The organism is Brevibacillus sp. BC25 (assembly GCF_000282075.1).
Taxonomy (GTDB): domain Bacteria; phylum Bacillota; class Bacilli; order Brevibacillales; family Brevibacillaceae; genus Brevibacillus.
Genome location: NZ_AKIX01000060.1, coordinates 1 through 17,068 on the forward strand (window position 1 = coordinate 1; position 17,068 = coordinate 17,068).

At 48.6% G+C, this 17,068-nt stretch carries 13 protein-coding genes and 6 tRNA genes; 15 read left to right on the plus strand and 4 right to left on the minus strand.

Translation table 11 applies throughout. From position 1 onward, the window contains the following. Positions 1-81 precede the first annotated feature (81 nt). The 7 genes from PMI05_RS16985 (at position 82) to PMI05_RS17015 (ending at position 3,655) form a co-directional block, all read left to right on the plus strand. A tRNA-Met gene (locus tag PMI05_RS16985) sits at positions 82-158 on the plus strand. A 17-nt stretch (positions 159-175) separates the two neighbouring features. After that, positions 176-251, plus strand: a tRNA-His gene (locus PMI05_RS16990). A 9-nt stretch (positions 252-260) separates the two neighbouring features. Further along, positions 261-334 (plus strand) — tRNA-Cys (locus PMI05_RS16995). Between the two features lie 5 nt (positions 335-339). Then, a tRNA-Arg gene (locus PMI05_RS17000) sits at positions 340-416 on the plus strand. Between the two features lie 472 nt (positions 417-888). Further along, positions 889-973 (plus strand) — tRNA-Leu (locus PMI05_RS17005). Positions 974-1,271: 298 nt separating this feature from the next. Beyond that, positions 1,272-2,510 (plus strand): glycosyltransferase family 2 protein, encoded by a 1,239-nt coding sequence (locus tag PMI05_RS17010; protein WP_007724131.1) that lies wholly within the window; start codon positions 1,272-1,274, stop codon positions 2,508-2,510. 176 nt (positions 2,511-2,686) lie between these two features. Beyond that, complete coding sequence (locus PMI05_RS17015) at positions 2,687-3,655, plus strand: TIGR01212 family radical SAM protein (RefSeq protein ID WP_007724132.1); 969 nt, start codon at positions 2,687-2,689, stop codon at positions 3,653-3,655. A 47-nt stretch (positions 3,656-3,702) separates the two neighbouring features. Here PMI05_RS17015 and PMI05_RS17020 read toward each other — a convergent pair whose 3' ends face one another. After that, complete coding sequence (locus PMI05_RS17020; protein ID WP_007724133.1) at positions 3,703-4,431, minus strand: glycerophosphodiester phosphodiesterase; 729 nt, start codon at positions 4,429-4,431, stop codon at positions 3,703-3,705. A gap of 95 nt (positions 4,432-4,526) precedes the next feature. Next, complete coding sequence (gene yjcZ / locus PMI05_RS31800) at positions 4,527-4,841, minus strand: sporulation protein YjcZ (RefSeq protein ID WP_369751218.1); 315 nt, start codon at positions 4,839-4,841, stop codon at positions 4,527-4,529. Between yjcZ and ablB the strand changes: the two genes are divergently transcribed. Then, positions 4,789-5,643, plus strand: coding sequence for a putative beta-lysine N-acetyltransferase (ablB, locus tag PMI05_RS17025; RefSeq protein WP_039960945.1), 855 nt, complete (start codon positions 4,789-4,791; stop codon positions 5,641-5,643). The two genes, yjcZ and ablB, sit on opposite strands and share 53 nt — an antisense overlap. 4 nt (positions 5,644-5,647) lie before the next feature. On the opposite strand, the gene PMI05_RS17030 is transcribed toward ablB, so the two are convergent. Beyond that, positions 5,648-7,192, minus strand: a complete 1,545-nt coding sequence (locus PMI05_RS17030) for a PucR family transcriptional regulator (RefSeq protein WP_007724147.1) — start codon at positions 7,190-7,192, stop codon at positions 5,648-5,650. Positions 7,193-7,348: 156 nt separating this feature from the next. On the opposite strand from PMI05_RS17030, the gene PMI05_RS17035 reads away from it, so the two are divergent. The 7 genes from PMI05_RS17035 (at position 7,349) to PMI05_RS17065 (ending at position 14,779) form a co-directional block, all read left to right on the plus strand. Further along, positions 7,349-8,701: an aspartate aminotransferase family protein gene (locus tag PMI05_RS17035; RefSeq protein ID WP_007724148.1), complete on the plus strand. Its 1,353-nt coding sequence runs from the start codon at positions 7,349-7,351 to the stop codon at positions 8,699-8,701. Positions 8,702-8,717: 16 nt separating this feature from the next. Beyond that, positions 8,718-9,410 carry a 3-oxoacid CoA-transferase subunit A gene (locus PMI05_RS17040; RefSeq protein WP_007724149.1) on the plus strand — a complete coding sequence of 231 codons (693 nt, stop codon included), beginning with the start codon at positions 8,718-8,720 and terminating at the stop codon, positions 9,408-9,410. Beyond that, on the plus strand, positions 9,392-10,069 hold the full coding sequence (locus tag PMI05_RS17045) for a 3-oxoacid CoA-transferase subunit B (protein ID WP_007724150.1): 678 nt from the start codon (positions 9,392-9,394) through the stop codon (positions 10,067-10,069). The genes PMI05_RS17040 and PMI05_RS17045 overlap by 19 nt, the downstream gene beginning before the upstream one ends. A 33-nt stretch (positions 10,070-10,102) precedes the next feature. Next, entirely contained in the window at positions 10,103-11,383 is a 1,281-nt protein-coding gene (locus tag PMI05_RS17050) for a peptidase (protein ID WP_007724151.1), read from the plus strand. Between the two features lie 100 nt (positions 11,384-11,483). Further along, on the plus strand, positions 11,484-12,902 hold the full coding sequence (locus PMI05_RS17055) for an aldehyde dehydrogenase family protein (RefSeq protein WP_007724152.1): 1,419 nt from the start codon (positions 11,484-11,486) through the stop codon (positions 12,900-12,902). 66 nt (positions 12,903-12,968) lie between these two features. Next, positions 12,969-13,057: transfer RNA gene (locus PMI05_RS17060), tRNA-Ser, on the plus strand. A 156-nt stretch (positions 13,058-13,213) separates the two neighbouring features. Then, positions 13,214-14,779 (plus strand): acyl-CoA synthetase, encoded by a 1,566-nt coding sequence (locus PMI05_RS17065; RefSeq protein ID WP_007724153.1) that lies wholly within the window; start codon positions 13,214-13,216, stop codon positions 14,777-14,779. A 66-nt stretch (positions 14,780-14,845) separates the two neighbouring features. On the opposite strand, the gene PMI05_RS17070 is transcribed toward PMI05_RS17065, so the two are convergent. After that, positions 14,846-16,885, minus strand: coding sequence for an exo-beta-N-acetylmuramidase NamZ domain-containing protein (locus PMI05_RS17070; protein WP_007724154.1), 2,040 nt, complete (start codon positions 16,883-16,885; stop codon positions 14,846-14,848). Positions 16,886-17,068 lie beyond the last annotated feature (183 nt).

Consider the following 17,068-nt stretch of genomic DNA (forward strand, 5'->3'; position numbering starts at 1 on the left):
GCTAAACCGTTAGTATGCGCAAGCGTAGCGAGGGTTCGAATCCCTCACTCTCCGCCATATGTTTTAATCTCATAGCTTCATGGCGGTGTAGCTCAGCTGGTTAGAGCGTTCGGTTCATACCCGAAAGGTCGGGGGTTCGATTCCCTCCACCGCTACCAAACTACAAAAAAATATGGCGGTCGTGGCGAAGGGGTTAACGCACCGGATTGTGGCTCCGGCACTCGTGGGTTCAAGTCCCATCGATCGCCCCATAACAACATGGGAGTATAGCCAAGTGGTAAGGCACGGGTCTGCAAAACCCTTATCCCCGGTTCAAATCCGGGTACTCCCTCCATTTTAGTCCCAGTAGCTCAGCAGGATAGAGCAACGGCCTTCTAAGCCGTCGGTCGGGAGTTCGAATCTCTCCTGGGACGCCACGCCTTTTCAAAAGATAGCCTCCTTAAGACGTTGTGGCGTCCGCAGGAGGTTTTTTTCGTAGAAGATAACGCATTTTTCAGGATGCAAACAGAAGCAAGTGATAAGTCATATGGCCTATTTCAAAAAAATAGTAAAAAAACTTTCATCCACAATTGGAAATATTTTGTCTAATTTGTCATAAATTATGTAAAAAAATCACAGAATATGGCTCCCTTTCTATTCGGAAAATGTGACGAAACGATGATATTTTTGTAGAAAAGCGTTTGCATTCTTTCAAAGTTTTTTCGACATGTAACTTTCTTTTTCGACAAACGTATCTAATAGAAGACTGGACAAAAAAACGATAGTTTGACAGGAAAAATATGGGCTCGATTCAGTCGAAAACGATATTGACTTGCGAAAATTGATTGTGTATACTCAAAAACGTACTTCGTGTCAACAGAAAAACACGAGTAAAATCAGCGTTTATAGGCGGTCGTGGTGGAATTGGCAGACACACCATCTTGAGGGGGTGGCGGGGCGACCCGTGCGAGTTCGAGTCTCGCCGACCGCACCAATCCCGGAAACAATCAGGAAGAAATGGAAACGAGTGTTTGTATTTTTCTAAATAAATGGAGCCTTTTTCGACAAGGGCTTTTTTTTCTGCCAACTGCGAAGCACTGTCGAATAGAAAGAGAAAAAGGTGGGAAAGGTGATAGCAGTGCCTTATTTTTTCCCACTTTTGGGTCATTGCTTATGAATCGCATTTGATGTAAACTGCCAATTGAGAGAAAAACAATAGAGAAATGTTGGAAAAACAACACTACCTAAATTCAGATCAGACCCAATCTGGTTTAGGTCGAGGAGAAGAACCCATGAGTGTAATTAGAGAGATCATTGAGGGATTATTCATCGGATTTACTTCTGCGGTGGGTGTAATCGGCACATACCAAACACTGGTTTCTTGTGCAGGCCTATTCCGCAAAAAAGAGCAAGTAACAACTGAGCCGCAAAAGACGTTTGCTGTGCTCGTGGCAGCTCACAATGAGAGCGCCGTAATTGCTCCGCTTATTGAAAACCTGAAGAAACTCGACTATCCACGTGAAATGTACGACATCTTCGTCATTTGCGACAACTGTACAGATAACACGGCAGAAATTAGTCGGGCGCATGGTGCAATCGCATGTGAGCGTTTTGACACATCCAAGCGTGGGAAAGGCTACGGCATCGAATGGATGCTGGAGAACCTCTGGGCAAGACCTAAGCAGTATGACGCTGTCGTCATGTTTGATGCTGACAACTTGGTTGAGAAAAACTTCCTGAAAGTAATGAATGACCGTCTCAGCAAAGGGGCACGTGTGATTCAAGGTTACCTCGACTCCAAGAACCCGTTTGATTCCTGGATTACGTTGTCCTATGCGGTTACCTACTGGTTTACAAACCGTATGTGGCAGCTGGCTCGTCACAATTTGGGACTGCCGAATACTTTGGGCGGAACTGGCTTGTGCATTGAGAGCAACCTGCTCAAAGAAATGGGCTGGGGAGCAACCAGTCTCACGGAAGACCTGGAATTTGCAACACGTTGTATTGAACGCGGTATTTACCCGACTTGGGCACATGACACCAAGGTCTGGGATGAAAAACCGATTGATTTAAAATCGTCGATGCGCCAGCGTTTGCGTTGGATGCAAGGGCATTACGATGTGGCAGGACGTTACATTCGAGCTGTATTGTTTAATGGATTGAAGTCAAGAAAGCTGGGAATGCTTGATGCAGCCTTCTACCTCTTCCAACCGATGTATGTGCTGATGGTGACGATGATGTCGGTATTGTTCTTGGCAAGATTTTTTGATATCGGTACGCTGACAACAGTATCCACGATCTTGCCTACATGGCTGGTATACGGTTCTACTGCCGTGTTCTACCTGTTGCCGATCTTGGCCCTCTATTTGGATAAAGTTCCGTGGAAGGGGTATTTCGGGCTCCTCTTACTACCATTCTTTTTCCTGACCTGGCTTCCGATTATGTTTTACGCGTTCTTTACGAAGAAAAACCAAGAGTGGAGTCATACCTCTCACACACGCGCGATTCGTATCGAGGAGATCCAGCAATAGTGACGTAAACAAGCAAAAACCACAGGGGGAATTTTCACCTGTGGTTTTCCTATTATCTTAAAGTAGCAAGACCGTTGCCGAATTTGGTATAATGACGTGATCAAGCAAGTAGTGTTCGCCAACGGGATTAAGGCACCAGCGCAAGACGTAGCGGTGCCCATAGGAGGAAAACTGCAATGAAGCTCGCGACAGATATTCACAACAACGACGTCCCATTGTTGTGGGGCGATAAACGATACCATACATGGAATTATCATTTAAGAGGGACTTTTCACGAAAAGATTTTCAAGGTTCCATTGGATGGCGGTTTTAGTTGTCCGAATCGGGATGGGAAAGTAACGACAGGCGGCTGCACGTTCTGCAGCGCGAGAGGATCTGGAGATTTTGCTGGTGACCGCAGAATGGACCTGGAAAGACAGTTTCATGATGTGAAAAACCGCATGCACGAGAAATGGCCGCAAGCCAAGTATTTGGGCTTCTTCCAAGCGTACACGAATACGTATGCGCCTGTGGAGGAGCTGCGGGAGATGTACGAAGTTATCCTCCAACAAGAAGGTGTAGTCGGACTCTCCATTGCCACACGTCCTGACTGCCTGCCTGACGATGTTGTGGAGTATTTGGCTGAATTGAATGAGCGCACATATTTGTGGGTGGAGCTCGGTCTACAGACAGTCCATGAGCACACAGCCCAGTTAATTAATCGAGCGCACGATTATCAATGCTACGTGGATGCTGTAGAGCGGTTGCGCAAGCACAACATCCGTGTATGCTCTCATATCATCTACGGATTGCCAGGAGAGAGCCACGAAGAGATGATGCAGACGGCAGATGCTGTGGCACATCTGGATGTGCAGGGGATCAAGATACACCTGTTGCACCTACTGCGCAAAACGCCGATGGTGAAGCAATACGAAGCAGGTTTGTTGGAATTCCTGTCACAGGAAGAGTACACGAAGCTCGTTGTGGATACATTGGAAATTTTACCTCCAGAGATGATCGTCCATCGAATCACAGGGGACGGACCACCTGATCTCTTGATTGGACCGATGTGGAGTCGCAAAAAGTGGGAAGTTCTAAATGGCATTGATGCAGAACTAAAAGCACGGAATAGCTGGCAAGGAAAGTTTTTCGTGCCACATACGTAATGATGCAGCAACAAAAAGGGAGCCTTTTTAAGGGCTCCCTTTCTTTTTTATAGATTGCGAATCAGATTTCTCGCACGCTTCGGGTAATTGGTGATCAGACCATCTACACCACAGTCAATGGCTCGCTGGATTTGCCGACCAGTATTTACGGTCCAGCTCAAAACTTCAAAATGATGCTCCTTGGCTTGTTTGACCAAGTCTTCCGTCAATTGATCATAAGGGACGTGCAATTGATCAGCTCGATAGCTGCGGGCTACTTCCCAAGGCTTGGCGAGTGGTCCAACATATAAAAGTCCCGTCGTTTGCGTGGTATCCAATTGCTTGATTCGTAAAAGGCTGTCGAAGTTAAACGTTGAAATAATGGTTCGCTCCGTTAGCTGATATCGCCTGATTTGTTCGATGACGAGCTCCTCTAAGTGGGGTTGATCCAGGAAAAAATTTTTCATCTCGATGATGAAGCGCAGTGGTGTGTCGACAAACGTCTGGAATACCTCCTGCAGGGTTGGAATGTGGGCTTTTGGTACTCGCATAGACGAGTCTTTATCCGCACGTAGCTGACGCAGTTCACGCAATGTGTAATTTCGCACCAATCCAGAACCATTGGTCGTGCGCTCCAGGTTGTGATCATGAATGACAGCCAGCTTATTATCACTGCTGAGCTGGACGTCCAATTCGATTCCATTAGCTCTTCTGCGGACGGCTGCTTGAAACGATTCCATCGTATTTTCCGGATACAGGCCGGAAGCGCCACGATGGGCATAGATAAGTGGGGGCACGAGGGCTTCCTCCCTTCTCGAGCATGTGTCACCTACTACCATGATATGTAAAAGGCCCCTCGATACGACCTGACATGAGAGGCATCTCCAGGAGTCTATCCGATTACAACGAGTACGATGACCAAAAGGACAAAGAGGACAAGGATCAGGGCAAAATTGTTATTGCAGCTCACAAAAAACACCCTCCTTCTTGCACATGAAGCATCTACTTTCATGGTATGAAGAACGAGTGAATATGACCCAACAATATGCCCACCTTGTGTTTTTTTGTGCATGAGGAGCGCTTTTTTATACAGATTGGCAGATGACGGCTTTACTTGTTTTGCTACAATGAGAGGAGGAGTACTGTAGGGGAGGATGAAGACCGTGATAAATGTTGTAGGCGCACAGGACGCTGGCGACCTGATCATTGATCGACAAAATCGCCGGGTAAAACTGCACGTATATGAACCATCACAAATCGAGCAGTGGGATCGGGTCATGAAGGAGCTGGCCGAAGAGTCAGAGGCAACAAAAGTCATTGTGTACGGGAAGAAACAAGATATTCCGCAATGGCAATCCCTGGGTTACGAGCTGGAGGGAACCATCGATGGTTTTTTTCAAGGGGAAAACGCACAGATGCTCACCCGCTATCTGACAGAAGAGCGGGCTGCCTCTGGTGCAGAAAAACTTGCCGAGGAAATTCTTACGCTGAGCCTGTCAAAAGCGGGGAGTACGATAGAGAAATCATTACCCGAGGGATACCACCTGCGTGAAGCAACGGAGGCAGACACGAAGGAATTGGCGTGTCTGTATGGACTGGTATTCGCGACGTATCCTACACCGATGAACGATCCGTCCTACATTCGCAAAACCATGCAAGAAGGCACGATCTACTTTGTCGTTGAATTTGAAGGCAAGATTGCATGTGCTGCGTCAGCTGAAGTATCCGAACGCTTTGGTTCAGCGGAAATGACGGATTGCGCGACCCATCCAGACCATGCGGGGAAAGGTCTCCTCCAACCGCTGTTTATCGCGCTGGAACAAAGGATGGAGGAGGCGGGGATTTACTTTTTGTACACCTTGACCCGGGCACAATCTGCAGGAATGAATGTGACAGCTGCCAAAATGGGCTATGCATACCGCGGACGGCTAATTAACAATTGTACGATTTTTTCAGGTTATGAAGACATGAATATATGGGTAAAGCCACTTCGCCCGACGAGGGAATAACAGGCTACCTGTTTGTAGGATACAACTGCTGTTGCAGACGACGGGCCATCAGGGCCAACTGAAGCTGCCAGCGTTGATGAGCATCCTCCAGGCGGTAGCCTGTTTTTTCTTCAATTTGGGTCAACCGGTACTTGAGCGTATGTCGATGGATATACAAGGCTTGCGAGGTCTGTAGACCGTTTCCATTCTGGGCCAAATACACTTCAAGTGTTTCGAGAAGCTGTTGATTGTATTTCGTATCATAGCGAATTAATGGTTCCAGCAATGGGTTCCACAGGCGGAGCAAGCTTTCTTTTTCACGATGGTACGGAAATAAAAACTGATAGCCCTGCATATCCCGGTATCGCAAAATGTGCGGGGATTGGGCCAACAGCGGGTACGCTTGTAGAGCAAACATCGCTTCTTCGGAGGCACTGACGACGTTTGGCAATTGCTCACAGGGATTGCTCAAGGCGATTTGTAGTTCAAGTGAAGGGTGCAGCCCTCTCCAGCGGGAAGTGAGCTGTTCCAGCAAGCGTAGGCTCGTCTGATCATCCGGCAAAATAAACAAGAGGCAATGTGGCCGCTCGCGCAGCAAATAAGAGCGCTGATGACGATCGCTAAGCCTCCGCATCAACGTAATGACACTTTGATGCATGTCTCCGAGCATCGTCTGATCGGCTACCTCTACGCGAACAGCGACACAGAGGTGATGTCCAGCAAGCGGGTACCCCAGCATGCGACAACGGCTCTCCAGCTCTGTAGGGGTCATCTGTTGTCCGTTCAGCAGTTCCTCCACAAAATCCCCTTTTAACCGCCATTCCGTTGCGGCTACGGCTCTTTCTTTCACATATTCGAGTGCACATAAGGTAGCGGCATGCTGTAGAGCGACGTCATCGAGTTCTTTCCAGGCGTGCTCGGGCTTCGCTAATGTCAACGTGCCAAAATGCTCACGATTGGCGCGAATCGGTACACGATGCGCGATTTCCTGGGACTGATCAGGCGGCAGTGCTTCCGAACTGCCATGCTGTGTGACTTCAAAGCCTAATGCATCGATGAGCGACACGACGCCTCCCGTAAGTGCAGCGAGCTCGCCAGCGATGGCGGGAAGGCCTCCTTTGGACAGGGCAGCGTCAATCATTCGATTATGAATCGCCGAGGAATAGGCCAGCGTCTCAAATTGCCGATTCATGATCGGCTGCAAGATGGCTTTGGTTATGGTTGAAAAGTTTATCTCCGTGGGAATTTCTATCAATGGAAGTTGATAGTGATCCGCCAAAGTCAAAAACGTCTCAGGAATTTCCCGTAAATAAAAGCCCGTATGAATCGCAACGCCACTCAGTTTTTGCTTCGCCAACGAAGGAATAAAAGAAGCGAGCTTTTCCGTATGTTCAACCAGCCCAAAGCCGGTTGTAATCAAAAACTCGCCTTCCTGCAAGCGACTCGTATCCTCCAGCACCTCGACAATTGTCACCCAACGAATCGGATTGTCCAGTCCGCCTGCTCCTGCGATCAGCCTGGTGTGAACCATGTCCGGCAGTTGCAGCGCTTCTCTTATCGTGATGGTCATCAGGTATCTCCTCCAAAAGCCTCGGTAAAGGTTCTCTTATACAAAATGTACAAAAGATTTTGTCTCTTTTCCATGTTTTTTTGCCAGCACGTAGGATGGCTCTTGCGTGCTGGTCAGCTAGGATAGAGGTAGAGAATAAGCGAGGTGGCGACGAAAATGACAAAAAGCTATGTAATCAAACCTGAATTGGGCAAAGAGTATCCGGTTATTTCTCACGGAAAAGGCATCTATCTTTACGATAAAGAGGGGAATCGTTACATCGACGGTTCCAGTGGAGCGGTGACGGCAAGCATTGGTCACGGTGTAGAAGAAGTGGCTGAGGCGATGTATGCACAAGCCAAGGAGGTTTCCTTCGTATACCGCTCGCATTTTAGCAGCGATGCTGTGGAGAAGCTGGCTTCAAAGCTGGCTGAGTGGGCACCAGGCTCACTGAACTGGACGTTTTTTGTCAGCAGCGGTTCGGAAGCAACAGAGACTGCACAAAAAATCGCGATTCAATACTGGCAGGAAAAAGGAAGACCAACGAAAAACCGGATTATCTCCCGCTGGATGAGTTATCACGGGATTACAATGGGTGCACTTTCGATGTCTGGACATGTCTTGCGCAGAAAGCGATTCACCTCATTATTGGCTGACTATCCGGCGATCACAGGACCATATCCGTATCGCAAGCCAGAAGATATGTCCCTCGAATCGTATGCGCTTGCGTGTGCAAACGAGCTGGAGACTGCGATTTTGCGCGTCGGACCTGAGCAGGTAGCTGCATTCATCGCAGAGCCTGTCATCGGGGCTTCTGGTGGGGCGGTCGTGCCACCAGATGGTTACTTCCAACGCATTCGCGAGATTTGCGACAAGTATGAGGTTCTGTTTATCGCAGACGAAGTGATGACAGGAGTAGGTCGCACAGGGAAAGCGTTTGGAATCGACCATTGGGGAGTTATACCTGACTTGATGGCATTGGGCAAAGGCATGAGTGCCGGTTACACGCCTATGGCTGCTACGATTGTCTCGGACGAAATTATTGAGACCATTACAAAAGGCAGCGGCTCGATTATGGCAGGACATACGTATAGCGCCAATCCACAATCTGCTGCTGTTTCTCTGGCAGTCCTCGACTATGTAGAGAAGCATCAGCTAGTTGACAAAGCAGCAGAACAAGGTGCCTATTTGCTTACCCGCCTAAAAGAACTGGCTGACGAGCTCCCGTTGATCGGAGATGCACGTGGTCTTGGCATGCTGTGCGCGCTGGAATTTGTGAAAAACAAGCAGACAAAAGAGCCGTTTGCTCTTTCCCAAGGAGTAGGCGGGAAGGTCATTCAAAAAGCATTTGAAAAAGGCTTGCTTATTTATCCTGCGATGGGCGGAATCGAAGGGGTGGCAGGAGACGCTGTCATCATCTCACCTCCACTGACCATTACTACGGAGCAAATCGATGAGCTGATATCTCTGCTGAAAGAAGCGGTGATTGCTGTTCAGCAAGAGCTCCAAGACAAGGCACTGATCGGATAGAGAAGGAGGAACGAGGATGACAAACCGATTTGATAAGGTCGTCTCCCTGTCCGAAGCGCTCACCCATTTTCGCGATGGGATGACGCTGTTGGCAGGGGGCTTCGGTGGGGTAGGCAACCCGCCTACTTTGATTCAGGGAATTTTGGATAGGGGCGTGCGTGATCTGACGCTGATCAGTAACGATACTGCTTTCCCGCATATCGGAATTGGCAAGCTGGTGACCGAAAAGCGCGTGAAAAAAGTGATAGCTTCTCATATTGGCTCAAATCCGAACGCAGGGGCCCAAATGACGGCTGGAGAGCTGGAAGTAGAGTTCTGCCCGCAGGGGATACTTGCAGAGCGTGTACGGGCAGGTGGAGTCGGTCTGGGAGGCATTCTATCGGATGTCGGTATTGGGACGATCGCGGAAAAAGGGAAGCAGAAGGTCGTTCTGGATGGAAAGGAATATCTATTGGAGACACCGCTCACTGCCGAAGTGGCTATCGTACATGCGAAAAAAGCGGATCGCTTTGGCAATTTGGTGTTTGATACAAGTGCACGCAATTTCAATCCGTTAGTGGCGATGGCGGGCGACATTACTATCGTGGAAGCGGATGAGATTGTCGAGGTAGGCATGATCGACCCGGAAGAAATCGTCACCCCGGGCGTTTTCGTGAACTTTATCGTCCAAAGTGAAGGGGTGAACTGGCAATGGGCATGGGAGAAGTAAAAGAAACAGAGAGCTATCGTGAACGTATTGCCCGCCGCGCAGCATTGGAAATAGAAGACGGCATGATTATTAATCTGGGAATCGGCATTCCAACGTTGGTTGCGGATTTTATCCCAGCTGACAAACGGGTCATGTTTCACGCGGAGAACGGCATTCTCGGTACAGGACCAAGCCCTGCGAAAGGCGAGGAGAACGCCATGCTTTGCAATGCGGGCGGTTTTCCTGTCACGCTCGCCACAGGGGCATCCTTTTTTGACAGTGCGACTGCTTTTGCCATCATCCGCCGTGGGCTATTGGACATGACGATTTTAGGAGTCCTGGAAGTAAGCCAAAATGGTGACATTGCTAACTGGATCGTTCCAGGGAAACGTGTCCCAGGCATGGGAGGAGCTATGGAGCTGGCACAAAAGGCCAAGAAGGTCATGGTTGTGACCACGCATCTGGATAAAAACGGACGTTCGAAAATCGTTCGGGAATGCTCACTGCCGTTAACCGCGATAAAAGCGGCGGATTTGATCATCACGGACATGGCAGTGATGGAGGTCATGCCAGATGGGTTGTATCTGCGAGAAGTCATGTATCCATACAGTGTCGCTGACGTGATTGGAGCAACGGAAGCCGAGCTCAAGATGGACGGAGAGGTTGGCGTTTTCCGCTAAGCAAAGACAAAAACCATGGAACGGGGGAAAAACATGGCAAACTGGCAGGTGCTTATTCGGGAGCAATTGGTAAAAGATCGCGAGGCTGCTGTTCAACTGCTGCAGCAATGGGTAAAAAGCCCGAGCGTACAAGGAGAAGAGCAATCCATCCAGCAAAGCATTGCTGAGCTGTTGGGGCAGATGGGTCTGGACGTTGACTTATGGGTCATGGAAGGCGAAGAGCTGGTGTCACATCCGTATTTTGTTTCTCCGCGCACAACGTTTGAAGGCAGCCCAAATGTCGTCGGTGTGTGGAAGGGGCAAGGAGATGGGCGTTCCATCATTCTAAACGGACACGTGGATGTAGTGCCCGCGGGCGATCTGGCACAGTGGAGTGATGATCCGTTTAGCGGGAAGGTTGAGGACGGTAAGCTTTACGGACGCGGAGCAACAGACATGAAGGGTGGAAACTTATCTTCACTGTTGGCGATCCAGGTTCTACAGAAGTTGGGTGTGAAACTGAAAGGTGACGTCATTTTTCAGAGCGTCGTAGAAGAAGAAAGCGGCGGTGCAGGCACACTGGCGACAATCATTCGCGGGTACAAGGCGGATGCTGCCCTGATTCCAGAGCCGACCAATATGAAAATTTTCCCGAAGCAGCAAGGCTCCATGTGGTTCAGATTGACTGTCAAAGGGCGTTCTGCTCACGGAGGGACCCGCTACGAGGGAGTCAGCGCCATCGAAAAGAGCATGCTCGTCGTTCAAGCAATTGGTCAATTGGAAAAAGAGCGTAACGATCGACTCGACGATCCGCTTTACGCCAAGCTGCCTATTCCGATCCCGATTAATCTGGGGGTGATTGAGGGTGGTAAGTGGCCTTCGTCTGTAGCTGACCTCGTCAAGCTGGAAGGAAGGATGGGGGTTGCCCCAGGAGAGCAGATGGACGATGCCAAAGCAGAAATGGCAGCAGCACTCAAAAAGCTGCCAGAGGTCGACCCGTGGTTTGAAGAACAGCCCGTCGAGCTGGAATGGTTTGGCGCTCGCTGGGTCCCGGGAGCAGTGGAGCTAGATCATCCGTTGATGGATATTCTGCATGCACAGTTTGAAGCTGTAACTGGAGATCGTGCCACAGTGGAAGCATCGCCTTGGGGAACAGATGGCGGATTGTTGACTGCTTTGGCCAATACCCCAGCGATTGTTGTCGGACCTGGAGTCACGCAGGTTGCACACTATCCGAATGAATACATCGTTTTGGATGAGGTATTCCGTTGTGCTGAGATCTTTGCGCTTACGTTACTCGAATGGTGCGGTGTGGCTGAAAGTGTGAAAGAGTAAAAGAGATATCCAAATATTTCAAAATCAAGACAGGAAGGCACGTGTATGAGGGAGAATGATTGGAAGGTGAACTCCAATCAATGAGAGTGGGGATATGCCGATGAAAAAAACGTGCTTTATCGGGGGAGAGTGGGTGCCAGCCACTGTTCATGCACCGCTACTCTCTCCATGTACGGGTCAAGAGATTGCACAAATTTCGCAAGCAGACTCATCATTGGTTGAAAAAGCAATTGCTGCGGCCCACGAAGCGACAACCGTCATGCGGCGCCTTCCTGCCTATCAACGCGCCTTCCTGCTTGAAAAAATCTCGATTTTGATGAATGAACGTTTGGAGGAAGCGGCGCGGATCATCGCAATAGAAGCGGGGAAACCAATCAAAACAGCCCGCGGTGAAGTGATTCGAACCATTCAGACGTATAAGTTTGCGGCAGAGGAAGCCAAACGCCTCCACGGAGAAACTGTACCACTCGATGCAGCTATTGGCGGAGAGGGACGCTTGGCTTATACCGTGCGTGAACCACTGGGAGTCATCGGGGCAATTACACCCTTTCATTTTCCGATGAATCTCGTCGCCCATAAGGTTGGACCTGCTCTCGCTGCTGGCAATACCGTTGTTCTCAAGCCAGCATCGCAGACACCGCTTAGCGCATTGTTTCTGGCAGAGCTCGCAGAGCAAGCTGGTGTGCCTGCTGGCGCCCTCAATGTGATCACAGGCAGTGGAGCGAGTGTTGGCGATAAAATCGTGTCTGATCCGAGAGTCAGGGCGGTGACGTTTACAGGGAGCCCAAGTGTTGGGCTGGATATACGTAATCGAGCGGGTATGAAAAGAGTCACGCTCGAGCTGGGATCGAATTCGGCAGTGATCGTTGATCGTGATGTGCAGTTGAATGAAGTGATTCCTCGATGCGTTTTTGGCGCATTCGCCTACTCTGGGCAGGTATGTATCTCTGTGCAAAGAATTTATGTGGTCAAAGAGATCTATCAAGATTTCGTCCAACGTTTTGTTGAACAAACACGAGCACTTCGTGGTGGTGATTCGCTCTCTGAGGATGCGGACTATTCCGCTATGATCAATCCGCGCGAAACAGAACGTGCGATGGAGTGGATTCATGAGGCGCTCCAGCAGGGGGCACGTTTGGAGTGTGGGGGACAGATCGTGGATCGGATGCTCCAACCTACGGTGTTGACCGGTGTTCCGGCAGATGCAAAAGTATCTTGTCAGGAAGTATTCGGCCCTGTCGTTCTAATTAATCCAGTGGAGTCCGTCCGGCAAGGCATTACATTGGTCAATGATTCACGCTATGGATTACAGGCTGGTGTCTATACCAACAATCTGTCGTTGGCTCTGGAAGCGGCAGAAGAGCTGCGCGTGGGCGGTGTGATGGTGAATGATATTCCGACTTTTCGCGTGGACCATATGCCCTACGGTGGCGTAAAGGAAAGCGGACTTGGTCGGGAAGGGGTCAAATACGCGATAGAAGAAATGACGGAATTGAAACTCGTTGCCATCAAGCGATAAACGAAACGAATACGGGCTCTTGCAAAAAATAGTAGAGCTGTGATATAGTATGTATTGTTGAAATACGGAGGGATACCGAAGTGGTCATAACGGGGCGGTCTTGAAAACCGTTAGAGTGCAAGCTCACGCGGGTTCGAATCCTGCTCCCTCCGCCATAAATACAAATGAACCGACTCCAGTTAAGAAGCTGGGGTCTTTTTTATGGTCGAGAGCTTTGAGAGAAGTAGATGTTTCTTTTTTGTGAAAATATCAGAAAATAAAGAAAATTATTATATAATGGAGATGAGACTATAAGTGATGGGGGAATTTGCATGCTCGAAGCGCAAAGGGTTCGTAGAAATGCACTTGGCGATATTTTGCGAAGAAGTCGTGGGCGAAATCCTGATAAGCCTGCCCTGTACTTTGAGGAAGAAGTATTGACTTACACACAGCTTGATCAGCTTGCAAATAAGACGGCTCATATGCTTCTTTCAAAAGGCTTGCAAAAAGGGGAGCGGGTAGCAGTACTGTCACGCAACTCGATGGATTTTGCGATTCTGAACTTTGGGCTAGCGAAAGCAGGAGTCATCATGGTGCCAATCAACTTCATGTTGAATAAGGAAGATGTCGCCTTTATTTTGGGGCATTCGGAAGTGAGTGCGTGCTTCGTAGCTCCCGAATTCCTGCAACTCGCTCAGGATGGACTCCAATTAGCTGGAATTTCCCCCAAGCTGCTTTCCCTCATGTCCAAACCAGCAGTACAAGCAGGAGAATGGTTGCCTTTTCGCACGCTGATTGAAGCGGCAGACGACCATGAGCCTGAAGTAGACATAGCAGACGAAGATGTTGTGCAAATTTTGTATACCAGCGGAACGGAATCAAAGCCAAAGGGCGTTATGCTCACTCATAAAAGCATCATCTCCGAATATGTCAGCGCGATTATCGAAGGCGGGATGACGCAGGATGATGTGGCTATTCACGCGCTTCCCTTGTTCCATAGTGCGCAGCTTCATTGCTTTTTGGGACCGTACGTTTACCTAGGTGGGAGCGGAATTATTTTGGAACAGGCAACCCCTGCGTTGATGCTGGAGACGGTAGAGGCGTATAAGGCTACTCAGTTGTTTTGCCCGCCAACCGTGTGGATTGCTTTATTGCGTTCTCCCGATTTTGCCGCGCGTAATTTGAGTTCTTTGCAAAAGTGCTACTATGGTGCTGCGATCATGCCCGTAGAAGTGTTAAAAGAGCTGGGTCTACGCCTCCCGAACGCCCAGTTTTACAATTTTTACGGACAGACAGAAGTGGCGCCATTAGCAACTGTTTTACAACCGAAGGATCAGATGAGAAAAGCAGGCTCTGCAGGCAAGCCAGCGTTAAATGTGGAAACAAAAATCGTCGATGATGATGGAAATGAAGTCCTTCGTGGAAGTGTTGGTGAAATAGTTCACAGGACCAGCCATGCGATGCTGGGTTATTTCCGAGATGAAGAGAAGACACAGGCTGCCTTCCAGGGAGGGTGGTTTCACAGCGGGGATTTGGGCATCATGGATGACGAAGGCTATATCACCGTGGTTGATCGGAAAAAGGATATGATTAAATCGGGGGGAGAGAACGTAGCAAGCAGAGAGGTTGAGGAGCTTATTTATCAACATCCGAAAGTGTCCGAGGTCGCAGTGATCGGTGTTCCCCACCCGTACTGGATCGAAGCAGTGACGGCCGTCGTTGTACCAAAAGCAGGTGAGTTACTGACTGCTGACGAGATGCTTGTTTTTTGCAAAGATCGTCTTTCCTCCTTCAAAGCACCCAAATATGTAGTGATTGCTGACAATCTTCCAAGAAACCCTAGCGGCAAAATTTTGAAAAGAGAGCTGCGCCTCCGATACGAAACGCTGACGACTTAGCCACTCGCAGGGTCTAAAGCACAGAAAAACCCGCTCTGTGACGGAGCGGGTTTTTTGCTGCTGTGATTATTTTACGTTGGAAACTGTCGGACGATCGGCTTGAATGACTTCAAAGCGATAGCCTTTTGCTTTCAAGTACGAAATGATTTCGGGAAGAGCTTCAGCCGTTGGCGACTTGGTGCTGGAATCATGCATCAAGACGACGATCTCTTTTTGTGACTTTACTTGCTGCTTTATATTTGCCAGTGTTTGAGCGGCTGTGTATTTATTGCTTCTTGCATCGCCGTTTGTTACATTCCAATCGATAAACTCATAGCCACGTTGTTTCGCCTCTGCTTTGATCGCATGCATGACTGTATGCTGCTTATTATAACGTTTTGGATCTTGATATTTCAGACTGACGGTATTCGTGCTGCCACCTGGATAGCGGAATATTGTTGGTTTTACGCCGGTTACTTTTTCAATCATTTGACTGCCTTTTTCCACGTCTGCAAAAAAGCTCTCCATGTTTTTGTAAACAAGCTGATAATTATGGGAATACGAATGTCCTCCCACCGCATGTCCTTCGGCTACAATCCTTTTGAGAATGGCCTCATGACCAGCTACCTCACGGCCTACAATAAAGAAGGTGGCTTTGACCTGATGCGTTTTCAGCGTATCCAAAACGCGTGGAGTTACAGAAGAAGGTCCATCGTCAAAGGTTAAATAAGCGATCTTCTCAGAAGACCTCGGTGTCTGAGGGATCGGTTTTGTTGCTGGTTCAGGCTTCTTCGTTTGATTGGTCGTTCCGTTATGATTGCCAGGCTGCGGTGGAGTCGGTGTTTCTGGCTTTTCTGGTTTGGATGGTTTCGGTTGTTCTGGTTGCTTTGGTTGTTTTGGGTGTTTCTGTTGAAGCGGCTGCATCGAGATAAACGGTTCATCGCCATAGATCAAATATTTTTGCCGCAGCTCTACAAATTTCTTAAGATCCGTTTCATAGGAAGAAACAATCTCCTGTGGGGATTTGCCTTGTTCGAGAAGCAGACCGATTTTTTTGGTACCCATCACTTTGTCGAACATGGAGATTTGCATACTCGTACTTTTTGGCATAGGGAATGGCCGCAATTGCTTGGCATAAGCCAGCGCGTAAATACCTGTTTTTACCGGGTTAAATTGATGTAGATCGTTGATTTGAAGGCGTACGCCCCCAGCAGTTCCTTTATTCTCAGGAATAAAGATGACGCCAGGTAGAAGACTTCCATTTAACAGATCGGCGTACTTGTGCGAATCTAGACCCTCTGCCCCGATCCAAGTGAAATGGTCGCCTTGACGAATGGGGGTACCCTCACCCAAACCAGTTGCCATATACCCGAAAACCGAGGTCAAGTTAGGGATGTGCGGAGAACTCGGAATCCAGGCTAAACCTGTCTGTTGATAAATCATGTTGCGTGAATACCCTTGCATCGGAACGACGGTAAGATCTACACCAATGGTACGGTTGAAAAACAATGCCAGCTCTCCGATGGTCATGCCATGTGCAAGCGGGAGGGTATCCACTCCGATAAAGGAGCGGTAAGGCAGTTCAACGACAGGACCCTCGACAATCGCTCCGCCGAGAGGATTCGGTCGATCCAGTACCATTACTTCTTTTCCTTGTTCCTTTGCAGCTATCATGGCGTATTGCAAGGTAGATATGTATGTGTAGGTTCTTGATCCGATATCCTGCAAATCGACGAGTAGAATATCAATGTCTTTCAGCATTTCTGGTGTCGGCTTGCGTGTTGAGCCAGACAAGCCGTAGACTGGTATAGCGTAGACGGGATGAACAAAGCTCGTTACTTGTTTACCTGCGACCGTTTTTCCGTCGAGGCCATGTTCAGGTGCATACAAAGCGGTTAAATGGACGGAGCGATCACGTCGTAACATGTCGATCGTGCTAACCATTTGACTATTGAGACCTGTTTGATTCGTAATCAACCCAACTTTTTTGCCTTCAATGAGATGGTGGAACTGATTGAACAGTACATCACTTCCCAATTGGATAGCAGTCGTATTGGCGGAGCTTCCTACTGGAGGAATTAAAGTTAAGATAAGTGCCAGGATGAGGAAAGGGAGAAATTTGTTCATCATTCATTGCCTCTTTCAAGATAAAATACTGTCGCTTCTTGTCTATTGTAACGGTTTTGGAAAGCAAGATGGTTGCATTTTTGTAACAATTTGAAATTAGGTCAAAAGGAGGAGGAAAAAGTAACGTGAAAGAGGAGAGTTACTAGGAAAGAATGATCTTTTGAAAGGGAGACTACAGGAAAA

Excerpts from the sequence above, each read along its gene's own strand:
- PMI05_RS17010 (WP_007724131.1), top strand. The coding sequence starts at position 1,272 with ATGAGTGTAATTAGAGAGATCATTGAGGGATTATTCATCGGATTTACT.
- PMI05_RS17015 (WP_007724132.1), top strand. The coding sequence starts at position 2,687 with ATGAAGCTCGCGACAGATATTCACAACAACGACGTCCCATTGTTGTGG.
- ablB (WP_039960945.1), top strand. The coding sequence starts at position 4,789 with ATGAAGACCGTGATAAATGTTGTAGGCGCACAGGACGCTGGCGACCTG.
- yjcZ (WP_369751218.1), bottom strand. The coding sequence starts at position 4,841 with ATGATCAGGTCGCCAGCGTCCTGTGCGCCTACAACATTTATCACGGTC.
- PMI05_RS17030 (WP_007724147.1), bottom strand. The coding sequence starts at position 7,192 with ATGACCATCACGATAAGAGAAGCGCTGCAACTGCCGGACATGGTTCAC.
- PMI05_RS17035 (WP_007724148.1), top strand. The coding sequence starts at position 7,349 with ATGACAAAAAGCTATGTAATCAAACCTGAATTGGGCAAAGAGTATCCG.
- PMI05_RS17040 (WP_007724149.1), top strand. The coding sequence starts at position 8,718 with ATGACAAACCGATTTGATAAGGTCGTCTCCCTGTCCGAAGCGCTCACC.
- PMI05_RS17045 (WP_007724150.1), top strand. The coding sequence starts at position 9,392 with ATGGGCATGGGAGAAGTAAAAGAAACAGAGAGCTATCGTGAACGTATT.
- PMI05_RS17050 (WP_007724151.1), top strand. The coding sequence starts at position 10,103 with ATGGCAAACTGGCAGGTGCTTATTCGGGAGCAATTGGTAAAAGATCGC.
- PMI05_RS17055 (WP_007724152.1), top strand. The coding sequence starts at position 11,484 with ATGAAAAAAACGTGCTTTATCGGGGGAGAGTGGGTGCCAGCCACTGTT.
- PMI05_RS17065 (WP_007724153.1), top strand. The coding sequence starts at position 13,214 with ATGCTCGAAGCGCAAAGGGTTCGTAGAAATGCACTTGGCGATATTTTG.
- PMI05_RS17070 (WP_007724154.1), bottom strand. The coding sequence starts at position 16,885 with ATGAACAAATTTCTCCCTTTCCTCATCCTGGCACTTATCTTAACTTTA.